Origin of the sequence: Massilia agrisoli, from assembly GCF_020831365.1 — a bacterium.
GTDB classification, from domain to species: domain Bacteria; phylum Pseudomonadota; class Gammaproteobacteria; order Burkholderiales; family Burkholderiaceae_D; genus Telluria_A; species Telluria_A agrisoli.
Genome location: NZ_JAJHPV010000009.1, coordinates 392,432 through 410,589, shown reverse-complemented (window position 1 = coordinate 410,589; position 18,158 = coordinate 392,432). Strand labels below are relative to the sequence as shown.

Below are 18,158 nucleotides of genomic sequence, written 5' to 3'. Positions count from 1 at the left end.
CGGCTACCAGTCCGCATGCGTTCCTGCACACCGATGGCGTGATGTTAGACATAAACACGCTAGTGGATCCGCGCTGGGATGGGAGTTTGACGCGGCCCACGACATCAATGAGCGGGGGCAGATTCTTGCTACCGGGTGCAATCCAGATGGGTGTTTCGGCGTGCGGCTTGATCCCGGTAGCGACGCCAAACATTGAACCGTAGCCTTCGGCCTCCCCACGCCAAAATGCTGAGCCAGCGCGGGTTTCGGATAGAGTCTTTCTACTCAAAACGCTTCAGCAACTTATCCTTGGGGTTGGACAAGACTTCGAATGGTTGAGCGCGTCACTCGGCCCGCCATCCTGTGCAGAAAAAAAGCAAAGGGAGGTCTTCGTTTTCTACAGTTAAGCCCGACTGATCGTCATGCCTGCAGTGTTTCCTCATGGCGTGACAGCGAAGACTCGTTGAACGAGGGCAGTGATGATTCCTTATCCAGTCGCCCAAGAAGTTCGCCAAAAATTTTCCCCAGCGCCCGACCTAAGAGCGGCGGTACGGCGTTTCCAACCTGAGTATATTGCGGGACTTCGAATTTCCTCATCTTACCGCCAGTAGTGACCTTGGATCGAAATACAAAGGAATCGGGGAAGGATTGGATTCGCGCCATCTCACGAACACTAAGCGTCCTCAAATTCTCATAGTGGCAAGCATCATCAGGAATAGATAGCGCGGCCGGCGCCGGAACAAGTGGATCGAGCGCTTTTTGCGTTTGCTTTTTCGTCTTGTGTGCAAGCAAAAACGCGATCAGCTCATCTTTACCCGAACTCCCGAATTTTATCCGGCTCTGATCAGCCCCAACGTATTGATGCTTTGCCAGCAGGTCAAAGCTTTCGTCGGAAAGGACCAGTGAATCGCCGCTGAGGATGGCCTTAACTTCCCGCTGCACCTTTCGCGGAAGGGTGCTGAGCACCTGATAAATCCTGAAACGTCTTTGAACCAATGGACTATTCCGTCGCAGATCATGATTCTTCGGTGCCTTCCCGGGAACATGCGCGTAAATTGCAGGGACTCTCGTATGTCGGGCTAAGCTTGAGTCGAGATAGTCGACGTATCCTGACCGCGCGCCGCTTTTGCCCTTCAAGTCATCGATTGCATCGCGAACCGAGTACGGCTTATCACAAAACTTTACAAGCGGGCTCAAAAAGGAATTTCTGAACAACGAAAGATGCCGCGCATTGGCAACGTCGAAGCACGGTAACTCATCGGCGGAATATGCGAGAGAGGGGTCAGCCTTCGCTCTATCGTAGAATTGTTTCGAAGGCGCCATCAATGCTCGCTCATCTTCAGAACAGGTTTGCGCCAGAGAAAGGTACACATCCTTGCGAAACAGAACCATTAAAAATCTCGGACGATTTTGGGCAACGCCAGCAAACTTAGCGTTCACATGAAGGCACAACGGGACATAATTTGCCCCTACAAACGCCTTCGCCACTTCAAACCAAGCGTAAACCTTCTCGCCATCAACATCGAATGGACGAAGAATCCCCGTAACATTTTCAAGCAGCGCCATTTTAGGTTGCGTCATCTTCACAAAATTAGCGAACTCTTGCGGAAGAATATTTCGCGCGTTTGAATATTCCCGCATTCCGGCCATGCTGAAGCTTTGGCATGGTGGGCCACCCGAAACCAAATCAACTCCACCGGTTCCGAATCCGGTTTTTAGCGCGTTCAATGCATCATCATTCCGCGCAAGCCATTTGTTAAGTTCAACAATACTCCCAATTACAAGGCTCCCTTTGAGGTCTTTAGTCTCCTGCAAATCGGATATACCTTCGGCGACGGGTGGAGTACCTCGTGGATCTTCCCGCAAACGAGAAGCCATTTGATCCACGGCGAAGTTGCTGCTGAGCCATTTAGTTTTTGCCGGATGTTTCCGCACGGTTGCGCCGGCCGCTAACCCGTCCAAATCTTCGCCAAAAAAGTTGAACGCAAAGGTCTCTGCGGCCATCGGAGAGAGTTCGTTCGCGAGCAGCAGTTCGAAACCGGTTGATTCAAGCCCAAGCGAGAGACCGCCACAACCGGCAAATAGTTCAATGTGATTCATATGTTCTCCAATTCGCGCTGCCAGTCGTAGGCTTCTCATCCGTTAGCCTATCAACACCAAGTCGGCTCGAGAAAATACTGTACATTTAACCAGTAGTTTTAGCAAGAGTGTCGAACTGTAGGGCCAGTCGGTCGTGGGCTCCGGACGGCAAGTGACGTGCGGACGGCACGCGCAGCTAACATGCGATTGTATGGGAACTTCCAAGAAATGTCCAGGAGGAATTGAGGATCGTTGCTTAAAGCTCAGCGTCATCAGGCCTGCCGCGAATAGATCTGCTGCTTGTCGCGGCTATTGAAGCCGGAACTATTCCCTTGGTTCGGCTTTTGACCAGTGACTCCAGAACCCGATAGACTGTTGTAGGGAGTCGCTTAGGGTTTGTTGCGCATTCCCAGACCACTATCACCTTCCAGCCGGCCATGCGCAGTTGCCGAATGCTCCGAGCGTCGCGCGCACGGTTGGCTACGATTTTCCGACGCCAGAATTCACTATTCGACTTCGGTATATGGCCCGTAGGGCATTTATGTCCATGCCAAAAACAACCGTTTACGAACAAGACCGTTCGAGCTTTTCCAAACACCAAATCAGGCTTGCCAGGTAAGTCTCTCTTATGCAGGCGATACCTAACGCCCGCTGCGTGAAGTGCACGTCGCAACAGAAGTTCTGGTTTGGTGTTGCTTGAGCGAATCAACGACATGCGGTGACTTCGCTCAGCGGGTGTTAGGGAATCAGCCATGTGTGAGGTTTGGAAGACGGCCTCATAGCTTAACCGATCCAAAAATTCCACCGCGCATGAATGCCCAGGGGTGAGGGTTCGGTGCGTTTACGCGCCTTACTGTTCAAATACTATTAGTTGTGATAAATTGTTTCCTAGGTGTCTAGAGACCGCCCGCAGCCCGCAACAGCAAAGGCCCCTTTGTGCCATCTCCGTACATTCAACCCCCATAAGCACGTGTGCTTGGGTTTACTCGTGGGCAGTAACCCCGGTATGCGATTTTTTGGAGGTTCCCAAATGAAAGCTCCCCCGCGGTCATTCGACCGACTCCGCAAAGATGCAAAGCAATTAGCAAGTCAATCCAACGTTTCACTTACGCAAGCCCACGAGGAAGTGGCTCGGGCGAACGGTTATCCAAACTGGAAAGCCGTCGTCAAGTTCGTCGACCAGGCGCGAGCGTCAGCAGTGGTAACGCCCCCGATATCTACGCAGTTCGCCTTCGACGATTTTGGGATGGACCCGGCGTACATTAGCCGGGTTGAACGCCAAGAGGACATTCCCCTCGAAGCTAAGCTACTAGTAGCGGAAAATGCTGCCTTTTTCGGCGCGCAAGGCGTTGAATTCTCAGTTTTTGAGCCAACTCGCACTGGCCTCGAGAAGAGTATTTTAGACGCGACTCAGCCCATAAGGACCCACTTTGAAATTGAAAATCTACATTTTTTTAAAGAACAAGGACAAGGTCTAGAACATAAGGTGCAGAAGCCCGCGTTCTTTGTCGAGCCGCACGCGTTAGTGCCGTCGACGGTCAGTTTGTACCGACCCATGACGAAAAAGGGTGACCCAAGAATGTGGTTTAAAGGGCTTGGCCAGTTTGCCGTGCCGACAGACCAAATTGGTATCGTGGTATTGGATGATAGCCTCTATTTATTCAACCTCAGCCGCACATCGTTAGCGCGCGCCTCACCAGCAACCGAAATCCACAAGGTCATTGGTCGTTATGTGGCAACAAAAGGTAGCGTCGCGTTAGAACTTCTCCTAAAACTGCACGCGATCGCGAAAAGCTCAATTCGTTCTGTAAAACACGGAGATACCGCAGTCGGCATGGCCGTCGAAGCCGCCTTGGGTATCCCGCCAAACAGTGGAAAAAAGCCTGACTATCGCGGTATCGAATTGAAAGCTGGGCGGGGAAATAAGACTCGCTCCACAATCTTCGCTCAAGTCGCGATCTGGCCGCTCAGCAGGTTAAAAAGCAGCGCAGAGATACTGAATGCTTATGGATACGAGCGGGGCACGGATTTTAAGCTCTATTGCACGGTTTCAAGCCAAAAGTACAACAGTCAGGGACTTCGCTTGTTTGTCGATGAAGCAAGCGATTTGGTAGTCGAACGCGACAGGGAGAACAATGAGGTAGCCGTTTGGACCGGTGAGCTTCTCCGCCGAAGGCTGGCGGAAAAGCATGCCGAGACGTTTTGGATTGAAGCGACAAGCTCAACACGAGATGGCGTCGAACATTTTGACTTGCATACTGTCACCCATACGAAGACGCCTCTTTTGAGTCAGCTTATGCCGCTAATTCAATCCGGAGTGATCACGCTGGATCATTTGATCAAGCGGAAGGGTGCTGCTGTGACTGAAAAGGGGCCGCTTTTTAAGATGAATAAACGAGACCTGCCACTGCTGTTCCCGAGCCCCCGACGGCACGTCTTGAACCCAAAAAAGTAGAGATGCACGAAGTGTCGGCTCGATTGTCGAGCCGACAGTCCCGCATCGTCGAGTAAACAATCCCAGTGTTGCAGCGTTCAACTGGCGGACATTCGACTGTTAGATTCGCTTAAGCAACAGTTCAGCGGCGGCCTGTTCACTTAGCACCACGACCAGCTTCAACCGCGCCCGCGTCATCCCCACAAACAACTTCCGAAACACCAGCTCATCAATCTCCTCAAAGTCGATCTCAGTAAAAATCACCGCCGGCGCCGACTGCCCCTTAAACCTATACACCGACTCCGCCAGCAAGCCCCCCTCCCGAAACACCGGATTCCCAAACAAGTCGTACTCCCCAGTGAACGACTTCAGCGTATGCGCGTCGCCTAGCGTATCGCGCCCCAGAATCGCCGACTTCTCCCGTCCCCTGAACGACGCAATCGCAATATCCTGCCGCGCGAACCCTGCCGCCAGGCACAACGTGATCGCATGCTTGGTCTGCGCCAGCATCGCCTCCGTATCGCCCTCCGGGTACACCAGCGCCTCGATATCCGCGCCTTCGAAAGGACTAGCAGCCTCCACCGGCTGCCGCGCCTCGCCTATCGACGCCAGCATGTCGACAATCTGCCGCGGGCTGCGGTAGTTGGTGTGCGAATGCAGCGTCACCCACCCCGGCAGCGGCACCATGTCGCGGCCGTACAGGTTCTGCGTCGGGTCTTCCAGCCAGGTGGCGCGGCCGCCCTCTTTCAGCATGCGCAGCAAGATGTTGCGCCAGGCTACAGAAAAGTCCTGCCCCTCGTCGACGATCAGCACGTCGTACATCCAGGTTTCTGGCAGCTCGGCGGTGGCCAGCGCCTTCTCCATCTCGCCCCACACTTCTGGCGACGAGTAATCTGGTGTAATACCCTGTGCCCGCATGAAAGCGTCGCCCAACATGTGGAAGTTGGCCACGCGTCCACCCGGAGGAACCAGGCGCTGGATGTGATCGGCTAGCGGCCGGTTGAAGCACACGTACAAGGGGCGCAGGCCGGCGTCGATTGCGGCGGCGTATTCGGCCAGCGCCAGCTGGGTTTTGCCGCTGCCGGCTGTGCCCACCACGCGCAGCCGGTAGGGCGTGAAGTCCAGCCTGCGCGCCCATGTTGCCAGGCCGCCCGACAAGCGCGTGACCATATCGGTAGCGCAGCCAATCATGGCGCTCGGGTCGGGCCTCAAGCTGAGGGTGTCGCCGAGAAAGCGTGTGACTTTCTCGAACTGGTCGCTGAATTCGGTAACTGGCAGCACCTCGCGGATCACCTGGGCAAGCTTGGCCGCGGATGTGGCGTCGATGATGTGGCGCGGGTCGATGCCGGCCAGGTGCGGGTCGCGCACGGTGTAGTCGGGGCAATACAGCAGGTAGTCGATCGACAGTTCACTGCCGAAGCGTTTCACCAGTCCATCTATCGTACGCAAGATCTGGTTGCGGATCTTGCGGGGCTTGCCCTGGTAGCTCTTGACCAAGCCTTCCGGCGTCTCAGTCAGAAACCCGGATTTCTGCTCGATCAGCAGTACCCGCCCGTTCGGCGCGACGATGATGAAGTCGATCTCGCCGTAGGCAGAGAAGCCTTGTTCGACGTTGGTCCAGTGTACGCCGTGGTAGATGCTGTAGGGAACGTCTGACAGTTGCTCATCGAGGTAGGAGAGCGTTTCAATCTCGCGCGCGGCGGTGCCGGTGGTGGACATCTCGCGCCAGCCGGTCGGGTGGATGTGGGCCATGGGGTCGTGCGCGGCTGGGCCGCCTCGGAATTATGGGATGTGGCCAGACGGGTCGAAAACCTGTGCTTATGGCTAAGGCGCACTCAGCATGGGTTCCCGCTTTCGCGGGAACGACGTGCTGAGGGCAGCCTTCACGTGTGCGTGTGGGCGGAACGCGTCAATCGAAATCGAACAGCTCGCCCAGGAAGCCTTCGCGCTTCTTTTTCTTGTGGTGAGGATAGCCATGCGACGGCTGCGAATGCCCGAAACCTTGCGGCTGATGTTGTCCCTGGTAGGGATCGTGACGAACCTGCTGCTGAACCGATTGCTGCATCGGTTGCGCCGCGGCCGGTACCGAACGCTCAATGATCTTGTCCAGCTCGCCACGGTCCAGCCACACGCCGCGGCATGTCGGGCAGTAGTCAATCTCGATCCCCTGCCGGTCCGACATTACGAGTTGTACGTTTTTGCATACAGGACAATCCATAGCCTACTCCTTCGTTCAATAAGGTTGTTCAACAGCTTGAGCCGATACCATACCTCGTTTGCCGATGTACAGACGCGTACCGGCCGAAATGTACCGCATCTGAAAGATATGGGGGCTGAGTACAAAAACACAACGACCGGTGCGCTAGAATGAGGGGCTGTTCAACGACAACCGGTCCTCGCACTCGATTTTTCACAGGAGAATTCCATGAAATCAGTCAGCTTTGGTACTGCAGTTCTGTTCGCCCTCTTCACTTTTTCCGCCCACGCCTCGGACAATATGCCGGTCAAGAAAGCCGACGGCATGCTCGTTGATTCGAAGGGTATGACTGTTTATACCTACGACAAGGACTCTGCCGGCAAGAGCGCCTGCACTGGCAAGTGCGCCGAGAACTGGCCGCCAGTCATGGCCGCCGATGCGAAGCCTGCGGGGGACTATTCGACCATCACCCGCGCCGACGGGACCAAGCAGCTTGCCTACAAAGGTAAGCCGCTATACACCTTCATCAAGGACAAGAAGCCCGGGGACAAGACAGGCGACAAGGTGATGGATGCGTGGCATGTGGTGACAGATTGACCGTCTTTTCCCGCATTTAGTCGACGCCGATAACACCTCATTCACGCAAAAGCGGGGACGGGGTGTATCCGTCTTGCAGCCATCAAGTGCTTAATAAAAAATCTATTTAATTTAGAAAGAGGGAATTGTGGCGGTTCTCGGCGGATTGCTATGCCGGCAGTTGGGTCATCATGCTGCCAGTCCTAACGAAACCGACGCCGGAAACCATCATGCCCACGCAAAGCACCGCCATCTTCGCGCCCGACCTGCCGCTGACCGCAAAGCCACTCCGACCAGCCGTCCTTGCGGAAGCATCGGCATTGTCCCCGAACGCGCGCCGCGAAATCATGGCGCTGTCGGGTGCGCGGCCAAAGCGCTTCGCGGCCGAACTGGCATTCACCTGGGCCTCGATCGCGGCGTTTATCGTGGCCGGCGTGTACTTCGACAATCTCGCGGTCACGCTGTTTTGTGTTTTCCTGATCGGCACCCGCCAAATGGCGCTCGCACTGCTGTTGCACGAACAGGTACACCGCCTGGGCATGCGCAGCAAATACGCGGACTGGTTTATTAATGTGTTTGCGGTGTATCCGCTGTTTGTGACGACGGTGGAAGACTATGCCAAGGTGCACCTCTCGCATCACAAATACTGCTTCACGAAGGATGACCCGGACTTCCTGCGCAAATCCGGCGAGGAATGGACCTTTCCGAAGTCTTTAGGCCAGCTGGTGATGATCGCGGTAATAGACCTGACGGCGATGAACCTGATTCGCCTGATCCGCGGTAAAACAGCACCGCGAACCGACGAATTCGAACGCCGCAACCCATCGCCGAAATGGCTGCGCTATGCATTCTTTGCAGTGGCCGCGGGTGTATTAACCGCTGTCGGCGGCTGGACCGTATTCCTGATTTACTGGGTAGTGCCGGCAATGACCGTCACCCAGCTGATGGTGCGCTGGATCGCCGTGTGCGAGCATGAATACAATATTGAGAACGGCACCATCCACGAAACGACTCCGCTGATCCAGCTCACCTGGTGGCAGCGCGCGCTGATGCCTGACCTGAATTTTGGCTTGCATGCCTATCACCACATGCACCCTGGCGTTTCGTTCGCCAACCTGCCGAAGGTGCACGAGATTTACAAGCGCGAAGGCCTGGTGGATGAGAGTGCGATCTTCCACGGACAAGGCGCATATTTGAAGCACCTGTTAGCCCGGTAAAATCCAGCTATAAACTGACAGCGTCCAGCCGGCACACCGCGTGATCGGCCGACTGTTCGAAACTTATCTGCACCGGCAGGAACCGGCTGATCACTTCCGCATTCGTTATCGCGTGTTGCGATATGCGGTGCATGGTGAACTGGCCAGCGCCAGCCAGGGCCATCGGCAACATCACCTGGTCGGCCAGATGTTCGCCGACTGCCGCGCTGGAGCCGAGATAGTCTTCCACTTCAGCCACCACGGCCCCAGCGACTGACTCCGCGCGTACGCGCTTTTCGCCGATCGCCGTGAAGACCTCTGTCACCCCCTCGAAATCAAGCGTGATCAGCACGGCGTTGCCGGGTCCCTGGTCGCGCGGGAGCTCGTTGAGCCGCAGCTGCCCTGCCGTCCACCCAAGACGTTCGCCGACCAGCTGGAGCTCGCGTTCGGCAATGGCGCCTGGAAGGCCGGCCACAATTGCTTCCGCATAGGCACTTCGCAAGGCTCCCCTCTCGATCAGCGCAATCTGGCCGAGCTTTGTGCAGGGCTCGGTCGATGCCGACACCTCGCCACCGCCGGCCGGATAGAAACCGTAGCGCCGAAGCGTGATGTGGACCTTTGCTCCCATCAGTTCCAGCACCCGGCCGTATGCCTGCTGGAGAAACTGCACGGGCGGGGCCATGGGGTTGTGGGTACCGCCGCAGACCAGTACGGTTGACGGCTCGCTCGCGTACAGCAAGGCTGGAATCAAGGTCTGCAGGACGAGGGTTGAACTGCCCGCGGTTCCGATCGAAAACCTGTAGTCCCCCGCCTTGATGCGGCCTGGCCGGAACTCAAGCGCGCTGGAGCCGACTTCTGCGTGCGACACTTCCGCACCGCATACTTGTGCCGCGGCCTGCACCGCCACCAGGTGCTGGCGCATCAGGCCGGGCTTGGCGCGGTTGGCGCGAATGTTCGTCACGCGGAACGGAGTTCCGGTGATCATCGATAGCGTGAGCGAAGTGCGCAGGATCTGGCCTCCACCCTCACCTTGCGATCCGTCGAGTTCGATCATACGCGTCAGTCAATCCGGCGGATGAAACGCGATGCGCTCATCCGCCCTCCGTGCCCGTATCAATATTTAACTGCGGGCGCTGGCGCCGGCTTGGTGTCTTTCGCTGCCGGCGAAGGACGCACCGCACCCGGGGAAGTGTGGTCGTTGGCCTCGCCTGTTACTGGTGGCGACGTTGAGGTACCCGTCGTGCCCATGGTTCCGGAAGCTCCCCGCGACGTGTCCTTCGCCGCTGCCGGCGGTTTGACGGCGCCCGGCGAGGTGTGATCGTTCGCTTCGCCAGTTACAGGGGGCTTCACGCCCTTGGCGTCACTCTTGCCGCCGCCACCCTTGGTCATTGGCATTCCCTTGGCCGAGGTCAGGTGCTCCTCCACTGTCGGCATCATTTTCGACACGAGCGCCTTTACGTCCGGGTCTTTTGCACGGGTCGAATCCTTTTTCAGCATCGCGTGCACTTTCGTGTGGTCGGCAACGCCGGCCTGCTTCATGTACTCGCGGTCGAAGGCATCGCCTTCCAGCTTGTTGAGCTTGGCAGCCATTGCCTTGTGCTTGGAGTCCATCTCAGTCGGCAGGGTCACGCCCTTGTTCTGGGCCAGGGAGGTGACGTCGGCCAGCGCCTTGGTGTGGTCGTCGATCATGCGTTGGGCGTACGCCTTGACCTGCGCATTCTGGCTCTTGCTCACGGCAATTTTTCCAGCCTCGATTTCAGCCATGTTGGCGCGCGCCATGTCCATGACGATTTTCTGGTCAGCTTTATTTAGCGCACTCGCAGCCGGGGTGTTCATTCCGGCCGCCGGGGTTTGCGCCTGCACCGCCATCGGCGCGGCAAAGGCGGCAAGTACGCTTGCACTCAGCAGGGTCTTGATAACTTTTGTTTTCAGCATTTCGATCTCCATTAAAAGTGGACAACAATGCCGGATTAGCTAGCCCGGTTGCCGCAAAGTCTATCTGTGTAATATCTTTACGTGCGCCAGATAGCCTGTCCGCAAGTTTGAGTTCCCTCCACCAGTCGTCAGGGCCGCCTATGTTCCTCATCAATTCAAAGTTTGATCCACATGGATCGACCTCCCGGCTGAAGGTAGACACTTAAGTCCATGGCGGGGTAGCAAAATGGCAATGCGCCGGCCTGCAAAGCTGGCTAAGTTGGTTCGATTCCAACACCCGCCTCCAGCTTTTCGTGGAGGTCTTCTTGACCTCCGCTTGTCGTTCGTGTGACCGTTCCCTGCGGTCACCGGCTTCACTGCGAGGAACTCTCAATGACTTCTTTACTCCGCTCTGCGAGCAACGCGTGTACCGGCTTTTTGATCTGCACCGGTCTTGTGGTCCTCCTGGCCCACGCCGCCGCGGCGCCGCCTCCAGACAACGAGGCCACGCCAGCCAGCAAATACAACGTGTACGTCTCGCCGGACGGTTCAAACAGCAACCCCGGTACCGAAGCCTCCCCTTTCCAGACCATCCAGCATGCCGCCAGCGTCGCGCTGCCCGGCACTACGGTCCATGTCGCAAAGGGCACCTATGCGGGCGGATTTCGCACCACCATGAGCGGGGAATCGAACGCGCGCATCGTGTACAGGTCAGTGGTCAAGTGGGGCGCGCGCATCGTTCCGCCGGTAAAGTCGAGCAGCAACACTGCCTGGGATAACCGCGGCAGTTACGTGGACATCGTCGGCTTCGACATCGACGGACGCGGCTCTACCACGGGAACTGCCTGGCAACATGGCATCTACAACGGTGGTTCCTACGTTTCAGTGCGCAACAACCAGGTGCAGCACATTGGCGAGAAACGCGGTTGCGGCGGTAGCGGCAGTTCGGGGATCGGGCTGGACAGCTACTACAAGGGGGTCAAGTCAGATGTCATCGGCAACAGCGTGCACAATATCGGCACGCCAGGCTGCAAATTTTCCAAGGGAATCTACCTGAACACGACAGGCCGGGTGCAGAACAATGTGCTGTATGCCATCGGCGGCGCCGGCATCCAGCTCTGGCATGACGCGCACCACGCGACCGTGTCGAACAACACCGTGGTCGGCTCGACCAGCGGCATCCTGGTCGGCGGCGGGGACTACTATCACACCAAGGGCCCCAACGATTTCACGAATGTGCACAACAACATTGTTTTCGATAACAAGACGGGCATCACGGAAATCGGCTGGACCGGCACCAACAATACCTACCGAAACAACCTTGTTTTCCAGAACGCCGGCGGCGACTGGGGGCTGCGCAACGGGCTCAAGCACACCGGGACGATCAGCGCCGCGCCGAAGTTCGTCCACTATTCCAGGGATGGAACGCCCGACTTGCGCCTGCTGCCGACGTCGCCGGGCGTCGGCAAAGGCATCGCCTCGCTTACGCCCACGGTCGATATCAACGGCAAGGCGCGCAAGCTGGCCGCTTCCGATGTCGGGGCTTACCAGCGATAAGGCCAGTTGCGGCAAGTGCTGTCAGCCCTTGACGCACACCACCTGTTTGAGCGTGTGCACGACCTCGACCAGCTCGCGCTGGGCGTGCATCACCGCATCGATGTCCTTGTAGGCCATCGGGATCTCGTCGATGACGGCCGCATCCTTGCGGCATTCGACGCCCTTGGTGGCGCCTACATGGTCTTCCACGGTAAAACGGCGTTTGGCTTCGGTACGGCTCATGATGCGGCCGGCTCCGTGGCTGCAGCTATTGAAGCTTTCCGGATTGCCCTTGCCGCGCACGATGAAACTCTTTGCGCCCATCGAGCCTGGAATAATGCCCAGCTCGCCCGGCCGCGCCGACACCGCGCCCTTGCGCGTCACCAGTACATCCTTGCCGAAATGCTGTTCCTTCTGCACATAGTTGTGGTGGCAGTTGACTGCCTCCACGTGCGTCTCGAACGGCTTGGTGATCACCGTGCGCAGCGCGGCGATCAGGTTCTGCATCATCACTTCACGGTTGATGCGCGCAAATTTCTGCGCCCAGCCCACTGCCTGTATGTAGTCGTCGAAGTACTGGGTGCCTTCCGACAGGTAGGCCAGGTCCTGGTCAGGCAGGTTGACCTGGTGCTTGCGCATGTCCTGCTTGGCCAGCTCGATGAACTGGGTGCCGATCGCATTGCCGACGCCGCGCGAACCCGAGTGCAGCATCAGCCAGACGAACCCTTGCTCGTCCAGGCAGACCTCGACGAAATGATTGCCGCTGCCGAGGGTTCCCAGGTGCTTGTAGTTGTTGGTGTTTTTCAGGTTCGGGCGCTTGCGGCAGATTTCATCGAACTCGTCCTTCAGCTGGAGCCAGCCGGCGTCGACTGCCGAAGGCGCCTTGCTCCATGAGCCCTTGTCCGCGCCCTTGAAGCTGCGCGTTTTTGGCGACATGCCGTGCGGAATCGCCTGTTCGATGGCGCTGCGCAATTTCCCAAGGCTGTCGGGCAGGTCGTTTGCCGTCAAGGTGGTTTTTGCCGCCATCATGCCGCAGCCGATATCGACGCCCACCGCTGCCGGAATCACTGCGCCAAGCGTGGGTATCACGCTGCCAATGGTCGATCCCTTGCCAAGGTGTACATCCGGCATCACGGCGACGTGCTTGTAGATAAACGGCAGCTTTGCCGTGTTCGACAGTTGCTGCTTGGCGGCCTCTTCCACCGGCACACCCTTGGTCCACATCTTGATCGGGCGGCCACCTTCGTTATTGATGACCTCGTAGGTGGTGTCCTTCTTCATTGGTTTCTCCGCGTTGCGCTCACCGCCATGATCGCAAAAAACGCCCGGGCGCGGTGCGCGGCAGGAAGGCGCCCTCAGTAAAACTTATACGTGTGCAAGCGAACGGATGAAGTTGCACGCCGCATGTAGCATGAATGGCAAGCGCAACGGCGAAATATCAAATGACAACAATCCACTGGTTTATCCTGATCGGCTGCCTGATGCTGGCGCGCGGTCTCGCCGCGACGTCGATTTCACGTCTGCCGGTATCTTCAAGCATCGTCTACCTTGCCGTCGGGCTGCTCCTCGGTCCCATGGTGCTCGGTGTGTTTGCTTTCGATCCCACCGAAGAATCCCACCTGCTGGAAACGCTGACCGAGATCGCGGTACTGGTCTCGCTGTTTTCCGCAGGCGTCAAGATGCCTGTGCCGATCACCCGCAAGCGCTGGGGAACACCGATCCGGATGGCGTGGCTGTCGATGTCGCTGACGGTCGGCCTGATTGCCGCGTTTACCCATTTTGTGCTCGGCCTGCCCCTCGGAGCCGGCGTCTTGCTGGGCGCCATCCTTGCGCCGACCGACCCTGTGCTTGCCACCGACGTCCAGATCCGCCACGCCGGAGACCGCGATGAGCTGCGTTTTGCCCTGACCTCAGAGGCGGGCATGAACGATGGCTCCGCCTTCCCTTTTGTGATGCTTGGCCTGGGCCTGCTTGGCGCGCACGAGCTTGGCGAGTTCGGGTGGCGCTGGCTTGCCATTGACGTGGTCTGGGCTACCCTGGCCGCGGTTGCGCTGGGCATCGCCGGTGGCGCCCTGCTCGGCCGGCTTGGATGGAAACTACGCAACCGCGAGCCGAAGCACGAGGTGCTGGACGACCTGGTCGCCCTCGGACTGATCGGGGTGGTGTACGGACTGACCGTATTGGTCCATGCATGGGGATTCCTGGCGGTCTTTTTTGCTGGCGTCGCCCTGCGCCAGACCGAGCTGGTCCTGTCGGGCGCCCACAAGGACCGCCAGGGCTTGCTGGTGGCCGACGAGGTCGAGGACCAGGCAACCGGCGAGGAACACGAAGTGCCGCTGACAGTCAGCGGAGAATCGCTGGTGTTCAAGGAACACCTGGAACGGCTGTCCGAACTGACCCTGGTGCTGCTACTTGGCGGCATGGTTGCGAGCACGGACTTCAACTGGCGCTCGGTCAGCACCGCGGTGTTCCTGTTCCTGATCGCCAGGCCGCTGAGCATCATGCTGGGGCTGGCAGGTTCGAATGCATCGATGCGGGTGCGCTCGATCACCGGGTGGTTCGGGGTGCGCGGCATCGGTTCGCTGTATTACCTGATGTACGCAATTAACCATGGCTTGCCGCACCACCTGGCGCGCGACCTGATCCAGTTTACCGTCGTCACCATCATCCTCTCGATCGTCGTGCACGGCTCCAGCGTTACGCCGGCACTGGAGCGCTTCTGGCCAAAGGGAAGAAGGTCGTAGGCGGGAAAGTTTAACCGCCGGATATGAGCCACGGCAAAGCCGGGGCAAGTTGCACGCCTACAATCGGACTGATCAGTTGTCACGAGCGGAAAGGCGGTGCGGCCATGTCGCTGTTTTCCTTCAACCCATGCCGTCGGGCCAGCCTCGCGCTGGTGGCGCCCGCACTGCTGGCCTGCGGCGCCGTCCACGCCCAGACGCCGACGCAGAAGCAGGAAACTGTTCACTTCGGAACCTACGAGAACGATTCATTTTTCGATACCGACCGTTTTTATACCAATGGCGTGCAGCTGTCGATCAAGCGGTCGCGCGACCAGCGCAGCGATTTTGCCAAGGCGCTGACCCGGCGCGCCTGCGTCTGGTTTGACTGCGAAGACAGCGCCTTGCTGACCAGCCAGACCAACTACGGCCAGTTGATGTACACCCCCGGCAATATCACGCTCGCCGCTCCGCAGCCCCAAGACCGCCCGTGGGCGGGCCTGCTGTATGTCGAGCAGTCGTATGCGCTGCTGTCGCCGGACCAGCGGACCCTGACCACGCTGACCGCCCAGGTGGGCGTAACGGGCCCGGCATCGCTGTCCGAAGATGCGCAGAAACTGTTCCACAAGATCATGGACCGTCCCGCCCCCAAGGGCTGGCACAACCAGATTGGCGGATCGCTATCGGTGATGGCCAGCGCCGAGCGGCGCACGGCCCTGGAGGCCTTGTCGGCGGAGCTTCCTGGCGACGTGCAGTTGAACACCGCAGGCTACTGGCGCGTTGCCGCTGGTAATACCATGACGTACGCGGCGGGCGGGCTGGCGGTGGTGGTCGGCAAGGACCTCCCGGCCGTGTCTCCGCCGCCACCGGGAATCGGCAACAAGCTGGCGAAGGAAGCATTCGGGCCAACCACTTGCATGATCAAATGGTTGCAGTGCACGGCCTTCGGCGCGGTGGAAACCCGGCTGATGGCGCGCAACGTGTTCCTCGACGGCCGGATGTTCCGCGATGACCCGAGCGTGAAGCGCCGCCACTTCGTTACCGACCTGATTGTCGGCATGCGGCTCGACTTCCCCGACAGCCGTACCGCTTCGCACGGCCCGTGGTTTGTGCAATTCAAGGTCACGCGGCGTTCGCGCGAGTTCCGCTCATCCTTCCCCATCCCGCGCCACCGCATGGCGGCGATTACCTTCGGCACCGAGTTTTGAGGTTTGTTGCACCAGGTGCAAGCGCCGACTTATACTGCGCAGACTACTTTCGAGGGAAGCTGACATGCGCAGGACATGGGTATTACTGGCGCCGCTGGTGCTGGCGGGCTGCATCAAGGACTCGGAATCGCACTATATCGATGGCAACGAACACACGCTGAGCGTGCGCGTGGCGCAAGATTATTTCTGGAAGGATTCCGTCGACGTTACCGTAGTGGCGGCGCGCTGGCCAGATTGCCAGCGCCAGTTTGACTTTGGCGAGCTGCCGGTGGGCCAGATGGAGCTGGAACTGTTTGCGGCCGGCGAGAATGTGTACAGCTTCAGGGCAGGCCAGCGTACGTGGCAGCTCGAGACGCGCAGCTGCACCCTGCTGCCGACGCCGGCGCCGGAAGCGCTGGGCGAGCCGGTGGGGGTGTTCAGGATGGGTGAGGATAAGTTTGTGTTTGAGAAGGCTGCGGGGGCCTAGCGGAAGTCTTTTCGTGGCGACTCCGGCGGATGCGGGCAAGCCCTTGTCCGCCCTACACTGCTCGCCGTTCCATCAGTTCTTTCAGCCGCGCCACGGCTTTGGGCCGGCCGGCTTTTTCCAGCGCCAGCTCAAGCAAGGAACGCTCGCCTTCGCGCGCCATCGTCCACTGGGTAAAGTATTCATGCACCGTCCGCCACGGGGGAAACTCCTTCGGCAGGCTGCGCCATGCGGCGCCGGTGTCGAGGAAATACAGCATGGCGTTAAAAACGTCGTACAGGTCATGCTTGCGTGGCCTGGTCTTGCGGCGCGCCGCTTCCAGCATGCCGCGAACGGCTTCGAATTCTTCGCGCGAAATGTCAGTCGCGAATTCGGGTCTGGCCATCGCTTTCGCCTCAAATGATCATTTGAGACTTAAATAAGGAACAGGTTCCCTTGCAATGCCCCCTGGCGCAAAAAAGCGTTGGCAGCAGGCGCCGCTGGCCGCTCAGCCGGCCAGGCGTGCTGCCATCTGGCGCAATGCGCTGGCGCGGTCGCTGCGCCCGGTCCAGGCGCCCAGCTTTTCGGCAATGCGCGCCAACTGCGTACCATTGCGCTGGCTGGCGGGGGCCTCGATGCCCGACAGTTCGTTGATAATTTTTCCAGAAAGTCGGTCAATACGGTCGATGTCATGCGGCGCGAAATCCACCAGGCTTTGCAGGTAGGTGGCGCCCCACTGCAGGCGGGTTGCAGGTCCCTGCGCGCGGTCCCATGCCTGGGCGTACCAGTCGATGGCGCGGTCCGGGTCGCCGCGCTTCTTCGCGGTGGTGGCAAGCGTGTGCATGAAATAGAACGGAGAATGCGACCGCCCGAGTTCGCCTTCGAGCAGGGCTTCGGCGTCGTCCAGCAGGCCGCTGTCCGCCAGGATTCCCGCGCAGCTGTTGATCACAACGTGACGCAGCGCAGGCTCGCTGACGCCGGCCACGGCCGCGGCGACACGAGCCCGGACCAGCGCGGCCATGTCGTCGAGCGGGGCGCCCAGCCGCGCCAGCCGCACCCGTACGCGCAGGGCAGACAGCTGGTCGGCCACGCCCAGCGCGGTATCGGATTCCAGCGTGTCGAGCGCGGCGGCCCATGCCTGCGCGAAGGCGGCGCGCTGCTCCGAGCCGGGCTCGGTGAGGAAGCGGATCAGGTCAACCGCGTAGGTAATCACCAGGTCCATCTGCGCGCCGACCGTGCCGGGGTCGGCCAGCGCGGCGCCGATGCGGGCGATCACCGTGCGCTGGTCGATCCCGGCCTTCCCGCCCATCGCGGCGGCATGCAGCGCGTGCCATTCGAGGCGCTGGCGGGCTTCGTCGAGGGTACAGGCGCGCGTCATGCTGGCCAGCGCCGCTGCGAAATCGAGATTTTTGAGGACCTGGTGCTCGTCCGTGTCCCAGGAATAAAAACTGAGCATGCGCCATTCGTCGTCGGACAACGGCCGTTCGCGCGACAAGGCGGCGCTGAGCGATTGCGCCACCGTGTAGTTGGCGCGTAACGCGAGGCCGAGCGTGCGGACAAACAGGCCGCCTGCAAGTTCGCACGGCAGGCGGGCGATCTCGGTGCCGTCGGGGCGCAATACGACCAGGGTCGGATAGCTGCGCAGCTTGTACTGGGCCGCTATCTGCTGGGCGCCGGCGGCGTCGCCGTCGACATGCAAGGAAACGAACGACTCGGCGAGTTCGGCAAAATCAGGGCGCGCAAAGGTGCCCGACTTAAGGCGATTACATGGCGGGCACCAGCTGGCGCCCCAGTACAGGAACAGCGGACGGCCGGTTTCGCGTGCCTGCGCAAATGCGGCCTGCGCGTCGTTTTCGAACCAGGCGATCGTGCGCATC

Annotated in this window: 15 protein-coding genes, 1 tRNA gene and 2 pseudogenes; 9 read left to right on the top strand and 9 right to left on the bottom strand. The window is 59.2% G+C overall.

The features are described 5' to 3' along the window. Positions 1-8 precede the first annotated feature (8 nt). Positions 9-203, top strand: a pseudogene (locus LMJ30_RS21850) (hypothetical protein); the annotation flags it as partial. A 196-nt stretch (positions 204-399) separates the two neighbouring features. Here the strand turns inward: LMJ30_RS21850 and LMJ30_RS06310 are convergent. Then, the gene (locus tag LMJ30_RS06310) at positions 400-2,079 is read right to left on the bottom strand and encodes a DNA cytosine methyltransferase (protein ID WP_229431486.1); all 1,680 of its coding nucleotides are present in this window, start codon (positions 2,077-2,079) and stop codon (positions 400-402) included. A 235-nt stretch (positions 2,080-2,314) separates the two neighbouring features. Continuing rightward, a complete protein-coding gene (locus LMJ30_RS06305; RefSeq protein WP_267869562.1) occupies positions 2,315-2,812 on the bottom strand; it encodes a very short patch repair endonuclease in 498 nt (165 codons plus the stop codon). Positions 2,813-3,088: 276 nt separating this feature from the next. Here LMJ30_RS06305 and LMJ30_RS06300 point away from each other — a divergent pair, with 276 nt between their 5' ends. Then, positions 3,089-4,513 carry an MvaI/BcnI family restriction endonuclease gene (locus tag LMJ30_RS06300; RefSeq protein WP_229431484.1) on the top strand — a complete coding sequence of 475 codons (1,425 nt, stop codon included), beginning with the start codon at positions 3,089-3,091 and terminating at the stop codon, positions 4,511-4,513. Between the two features lie 99 nt (positions 4,514-4,612). On the opposite strand, the gene LMJ30_RS06295 is transcribed toward LMJ30_RS06300, so the two are convergent. Then, entirely contained in the window at positions 4,613-6,244 is a 1,632-nt protein-coding gene (locus LMJ30_RS06295) for an ATP-binding domain-containing protein (RefSeq protein ID WP_229431483.1), read from the bottom strand. A gap of 157 nt (positions 6,245-6,401) precedes the next feature. Continuing rightward, complete coding sequence (locus LMJ30_RS06290; protein WP_229431482.1) at positions 6,402-6,710, bottom strand: TFIIB-type zinc ribbon-containing protein; 309 nt, start codon at positions 6,708-6,710, stop codon at positions 6,402-6,404. A 207-nt stretch (positions 6,711-6,917) separates the two neighbouring features. On the opposite strand from LMJ30_RS06290, the gene LMJ30_RS06285 reads away from it, so the two are divergent. Next, a complete protein-coding gene (locus LMJ30_RS06285; protein WP_229431481.1) occupies positions 6,918-7,286 on the top strand; it encodes a COG4315 family predicted lipoprotein in 369 nt (122 codons plus the stop codon). A 209-nt stretch (positions 7,287-7,495) separates the two neighbouring features. Then, positions 7,496-8,482 (top strand): fatty acid desaturase family protein, encoded by a 987-nt coding sequence (locus LMJ30_RS06280; RefSeq protein ID WP_229431480.1) that lies wholly within the window; start codon positions 7,496-7,498, stop codon positions 8,480-8,482. A gap of 7 nt (positions 8,483-8,489) precedes the next feature. Here LMJ30_RS06280 and rtcA read toward each other — a convergent pair whose 3' ends face one another. After that, the gene (rtcA, locus tag LMJ30_RS06275; protein ID WP_229431479.1) at positions 8,490-9,515 is read right to left on the bottom strand and encodes an RNA 3'-terminal phosphate cyclase; all 1,026 of its coding nucleotides are present in this window, start codon (positions 9,513-9,515) and stop codon (positions 8,490-8,492) included. A gap of 59 nt (positions 9,516-9,574) precedes the next feature. Next, positions 9,575-10,396: a DUF4142 domain-containing protein gene (locus tag LMJ30_RS06270; RefSeq protein ID WP_229431478.1), complete on the bottom strand. Its 822-nt coding sequence runs from the start codon at positions 10,394-10,396 to the stop codon at positions 9,575-9,577. Positions 10,397-10,608: 212 nt separating this feature from the next. Here LMJ30_RS06270 and LMJ30_RS06265 point away from each other — a divergent pair. Together LMJ30_RS06265 and LMJ30_RS06260 are read left to right on the top strand one after the other, a co-directional pair. Then, a tRNA-Cys gene (locus LMJ30_RS06265) sits at positions 10,609-10,682 on the top strand. A gap of 86 nt (positions 10,683-10,768) precedes the next feature. Next, positions 10,769-11,932 carry a DUF1565 domain-containing protein gene (locus tag LMJ30_RS06260; protein WP_229431477.1) on the top strand — a complete coding sequence of 388 codons (1,164 nt, stop codon included), beginning with the start codon at positions 10,769-10,771 and terminating at the stop codon, positions 11,930-11,932. A 21-nt stretch (positions 11,933-11,953) separates the two neighbouring features. On the opposite strand, the gene LMJ30_RS06255 is transcribed toward LMJ30_RS06260, so the two are convergent. Further along, on the bottom strand, positions 11,954-13,192 hold the full coding sequence (locus LMJ30_RS06255; RefSeq protein ID WP_229431476.1) for an RtcB family protein: 1,239 nt from the start codon (positions 13,190-13,192) through the stop codon (positions 11,954-11,956). Between the two features lie 161 nt (positions 13,193-13,353). Here LMJ30_RS06255 and LMJ30_RS06250 point away from each other — a divergent pair, with 161 nt between their 5' ends. From LMJ30_RS06250 to LMJ30_RS06240, 3 genes are all read left to right on the top strand, one after another. Further along, on the top strand, positions 13,354-14,655 hold the full coding sequence (locus tag LMJ30_RS06250; protein ID WP_229431475.1) for a cation:proton antiporter: 1,302 nt from the start codon (positions 13,354-13,356) through the stop codon (positions 14,653-14,655). Between the two features lie 104 nt (positions 14,656-14,759). Continuing rightward, positions 14,760-15,839, top strand: a complete 1,080-nt coding sequence (locus tag LMJ30_RS06245; RefSeq protein ID WP_229431474.1) for a lipid A deacylase LpxR family protein — start codon at positions 14,760-14,762, stop codon at positions 15,837-15,839. Positions 15,840-15,903: 64 nt separating this feature from the next. After that, a complete protein-coding gene (locus LMJ30_RS06240) occupies positions 15,904-16,305 on the top strand; it encodes a hypothetical protein (RefSeq protein WP_229431473.1) in 402 nt (133 codons plus the stop codon). A 106-nt stretch (positions 16,306-16,411) separates the two neighbouring features. Here the strand turns inward: LMJ30_RS06240 and LMJ30_RS06235 are convergent. Next, positions 16,412-16,687: pseudogene (locus tag LMJ30_RS06235) on the bottom strand (transposase); the annotation flags it as partial. A gap of 102 nt (positions 16,688-16,789) precedes the next feature. Next, on the bottom strand, positions 16,790-18,157 hold the full coding sequence (locus LMJ30_RS06230; protein ID WP_229431472.1) for a thioredoxin family protein: 1,368 nt from the start codon (positions 18,155-18,157) through the stop codon (positions 16,790-16,792). Position 18,158: the final 1 nt, after the last annotated feature.

Coding starts and splice junctions, on each gene's coding strand:
- LMJ30_RS06255 (WP_229431476.1), bottom strand. CDS start 13,192: ATGAAGAAGGACACCACCTACGAGGTCATCAATAACGAAGGTGGCCGC.
- LMJ30_RS06285 (WP_229431481.1), top strand. CDS start 6,918: ATGAAATCAGTCAGCTTTGGTACTGCAGTTCTGTTCGCCCTCTTCACT.
- rtcA (WP_229431479.1), bottom strand. CDS start 9,515: ATGATCGAACTCGACGGATCGCAAGGTGAGGGTGGAGGCCAGATCCTG.
- LMJ30_RS06280 (WP_229431480.1), top strand. CDS start 7,496: ATGCCCACGCAAAGCACCGCCATCTTCGCGCCCGACCTGCCGCTGACC.
- LMJ30_RS06270 (WP_229431478.1), bottom strand. CDS start 10,396: ATGCTGAAAACAAAAGTTATCAAGACCCTGCTGAGTGCAAGCGTACTT.
- LMJ30_RS06290 (WP_229431482.1), bottom strand. CDS start 6,710: ATGGATTGTCCTGTATGCAAAAACGTACAACTCGTAATGTCGGACCGG.
- LMJ30_RS06230 (WP_229431472.1), bottom strand. CDS start 18,157: ATGCGCACGATCGCCTGGTTCGAAAACGACGCGCAGGCCGCATTTGCG.
- LMJ30_RS06260 (WP_229431477.1), top strand. CDS start 10,769: ATGACTTCTTTACTCCGCTCTGCGAGCAACGCGTGTACCGGCTTTTTG.
- LMJ30_RS06300 (WP_229431484.1), top strand. CDS start 3,089: ATGAAAGCTCCCCCGCGGTCATTCGACCGACTCCGCAAAGATGCAAAG.
- LMJ30_RS06250 (WP_229431475.1), top strand. CDS start 13,354: ATGACAACAATCCACTGGTTTATCCTGATCGGCTGCCTGATGCTGGCG.
- LMJ30_RS06240 (WP_229431473.1), top strand. CDS start 15,904: ATGCGCAGGACATGGGTATTACTGGCGCCGCTGGTGCTGGCGGGCTGC.
- LMJ30_RS06305 (WP_267869562.1), bottom strand. CDS start 2,812: ATGGCTGATTCCCTAACACCCGCTGAGCGAAGTCACCGCATGTCGTTG.
- LMJ30_RS06295 (WP_229431483.1), bottom strand. CDS start 6,244: ATGGCCCACATCCACCCGACCGGCTGGCGCGAGATGTCCACCACCGGC.
- LMJ30_RS06245 (WP_229431474.1), top strand. CDS start 14,760: ATGTCGCTGTTTTCCTTCAACCCATGCCGTCGGGCCAGCCTCGCGCTG.
- LMJ30_RS06310 (WP_229431486.1), bottom strand. CDS start 2,079: ATGAATCACATTGAACTATTTGCCGGTTGTGGCGGTCTCTCGCTTGGG.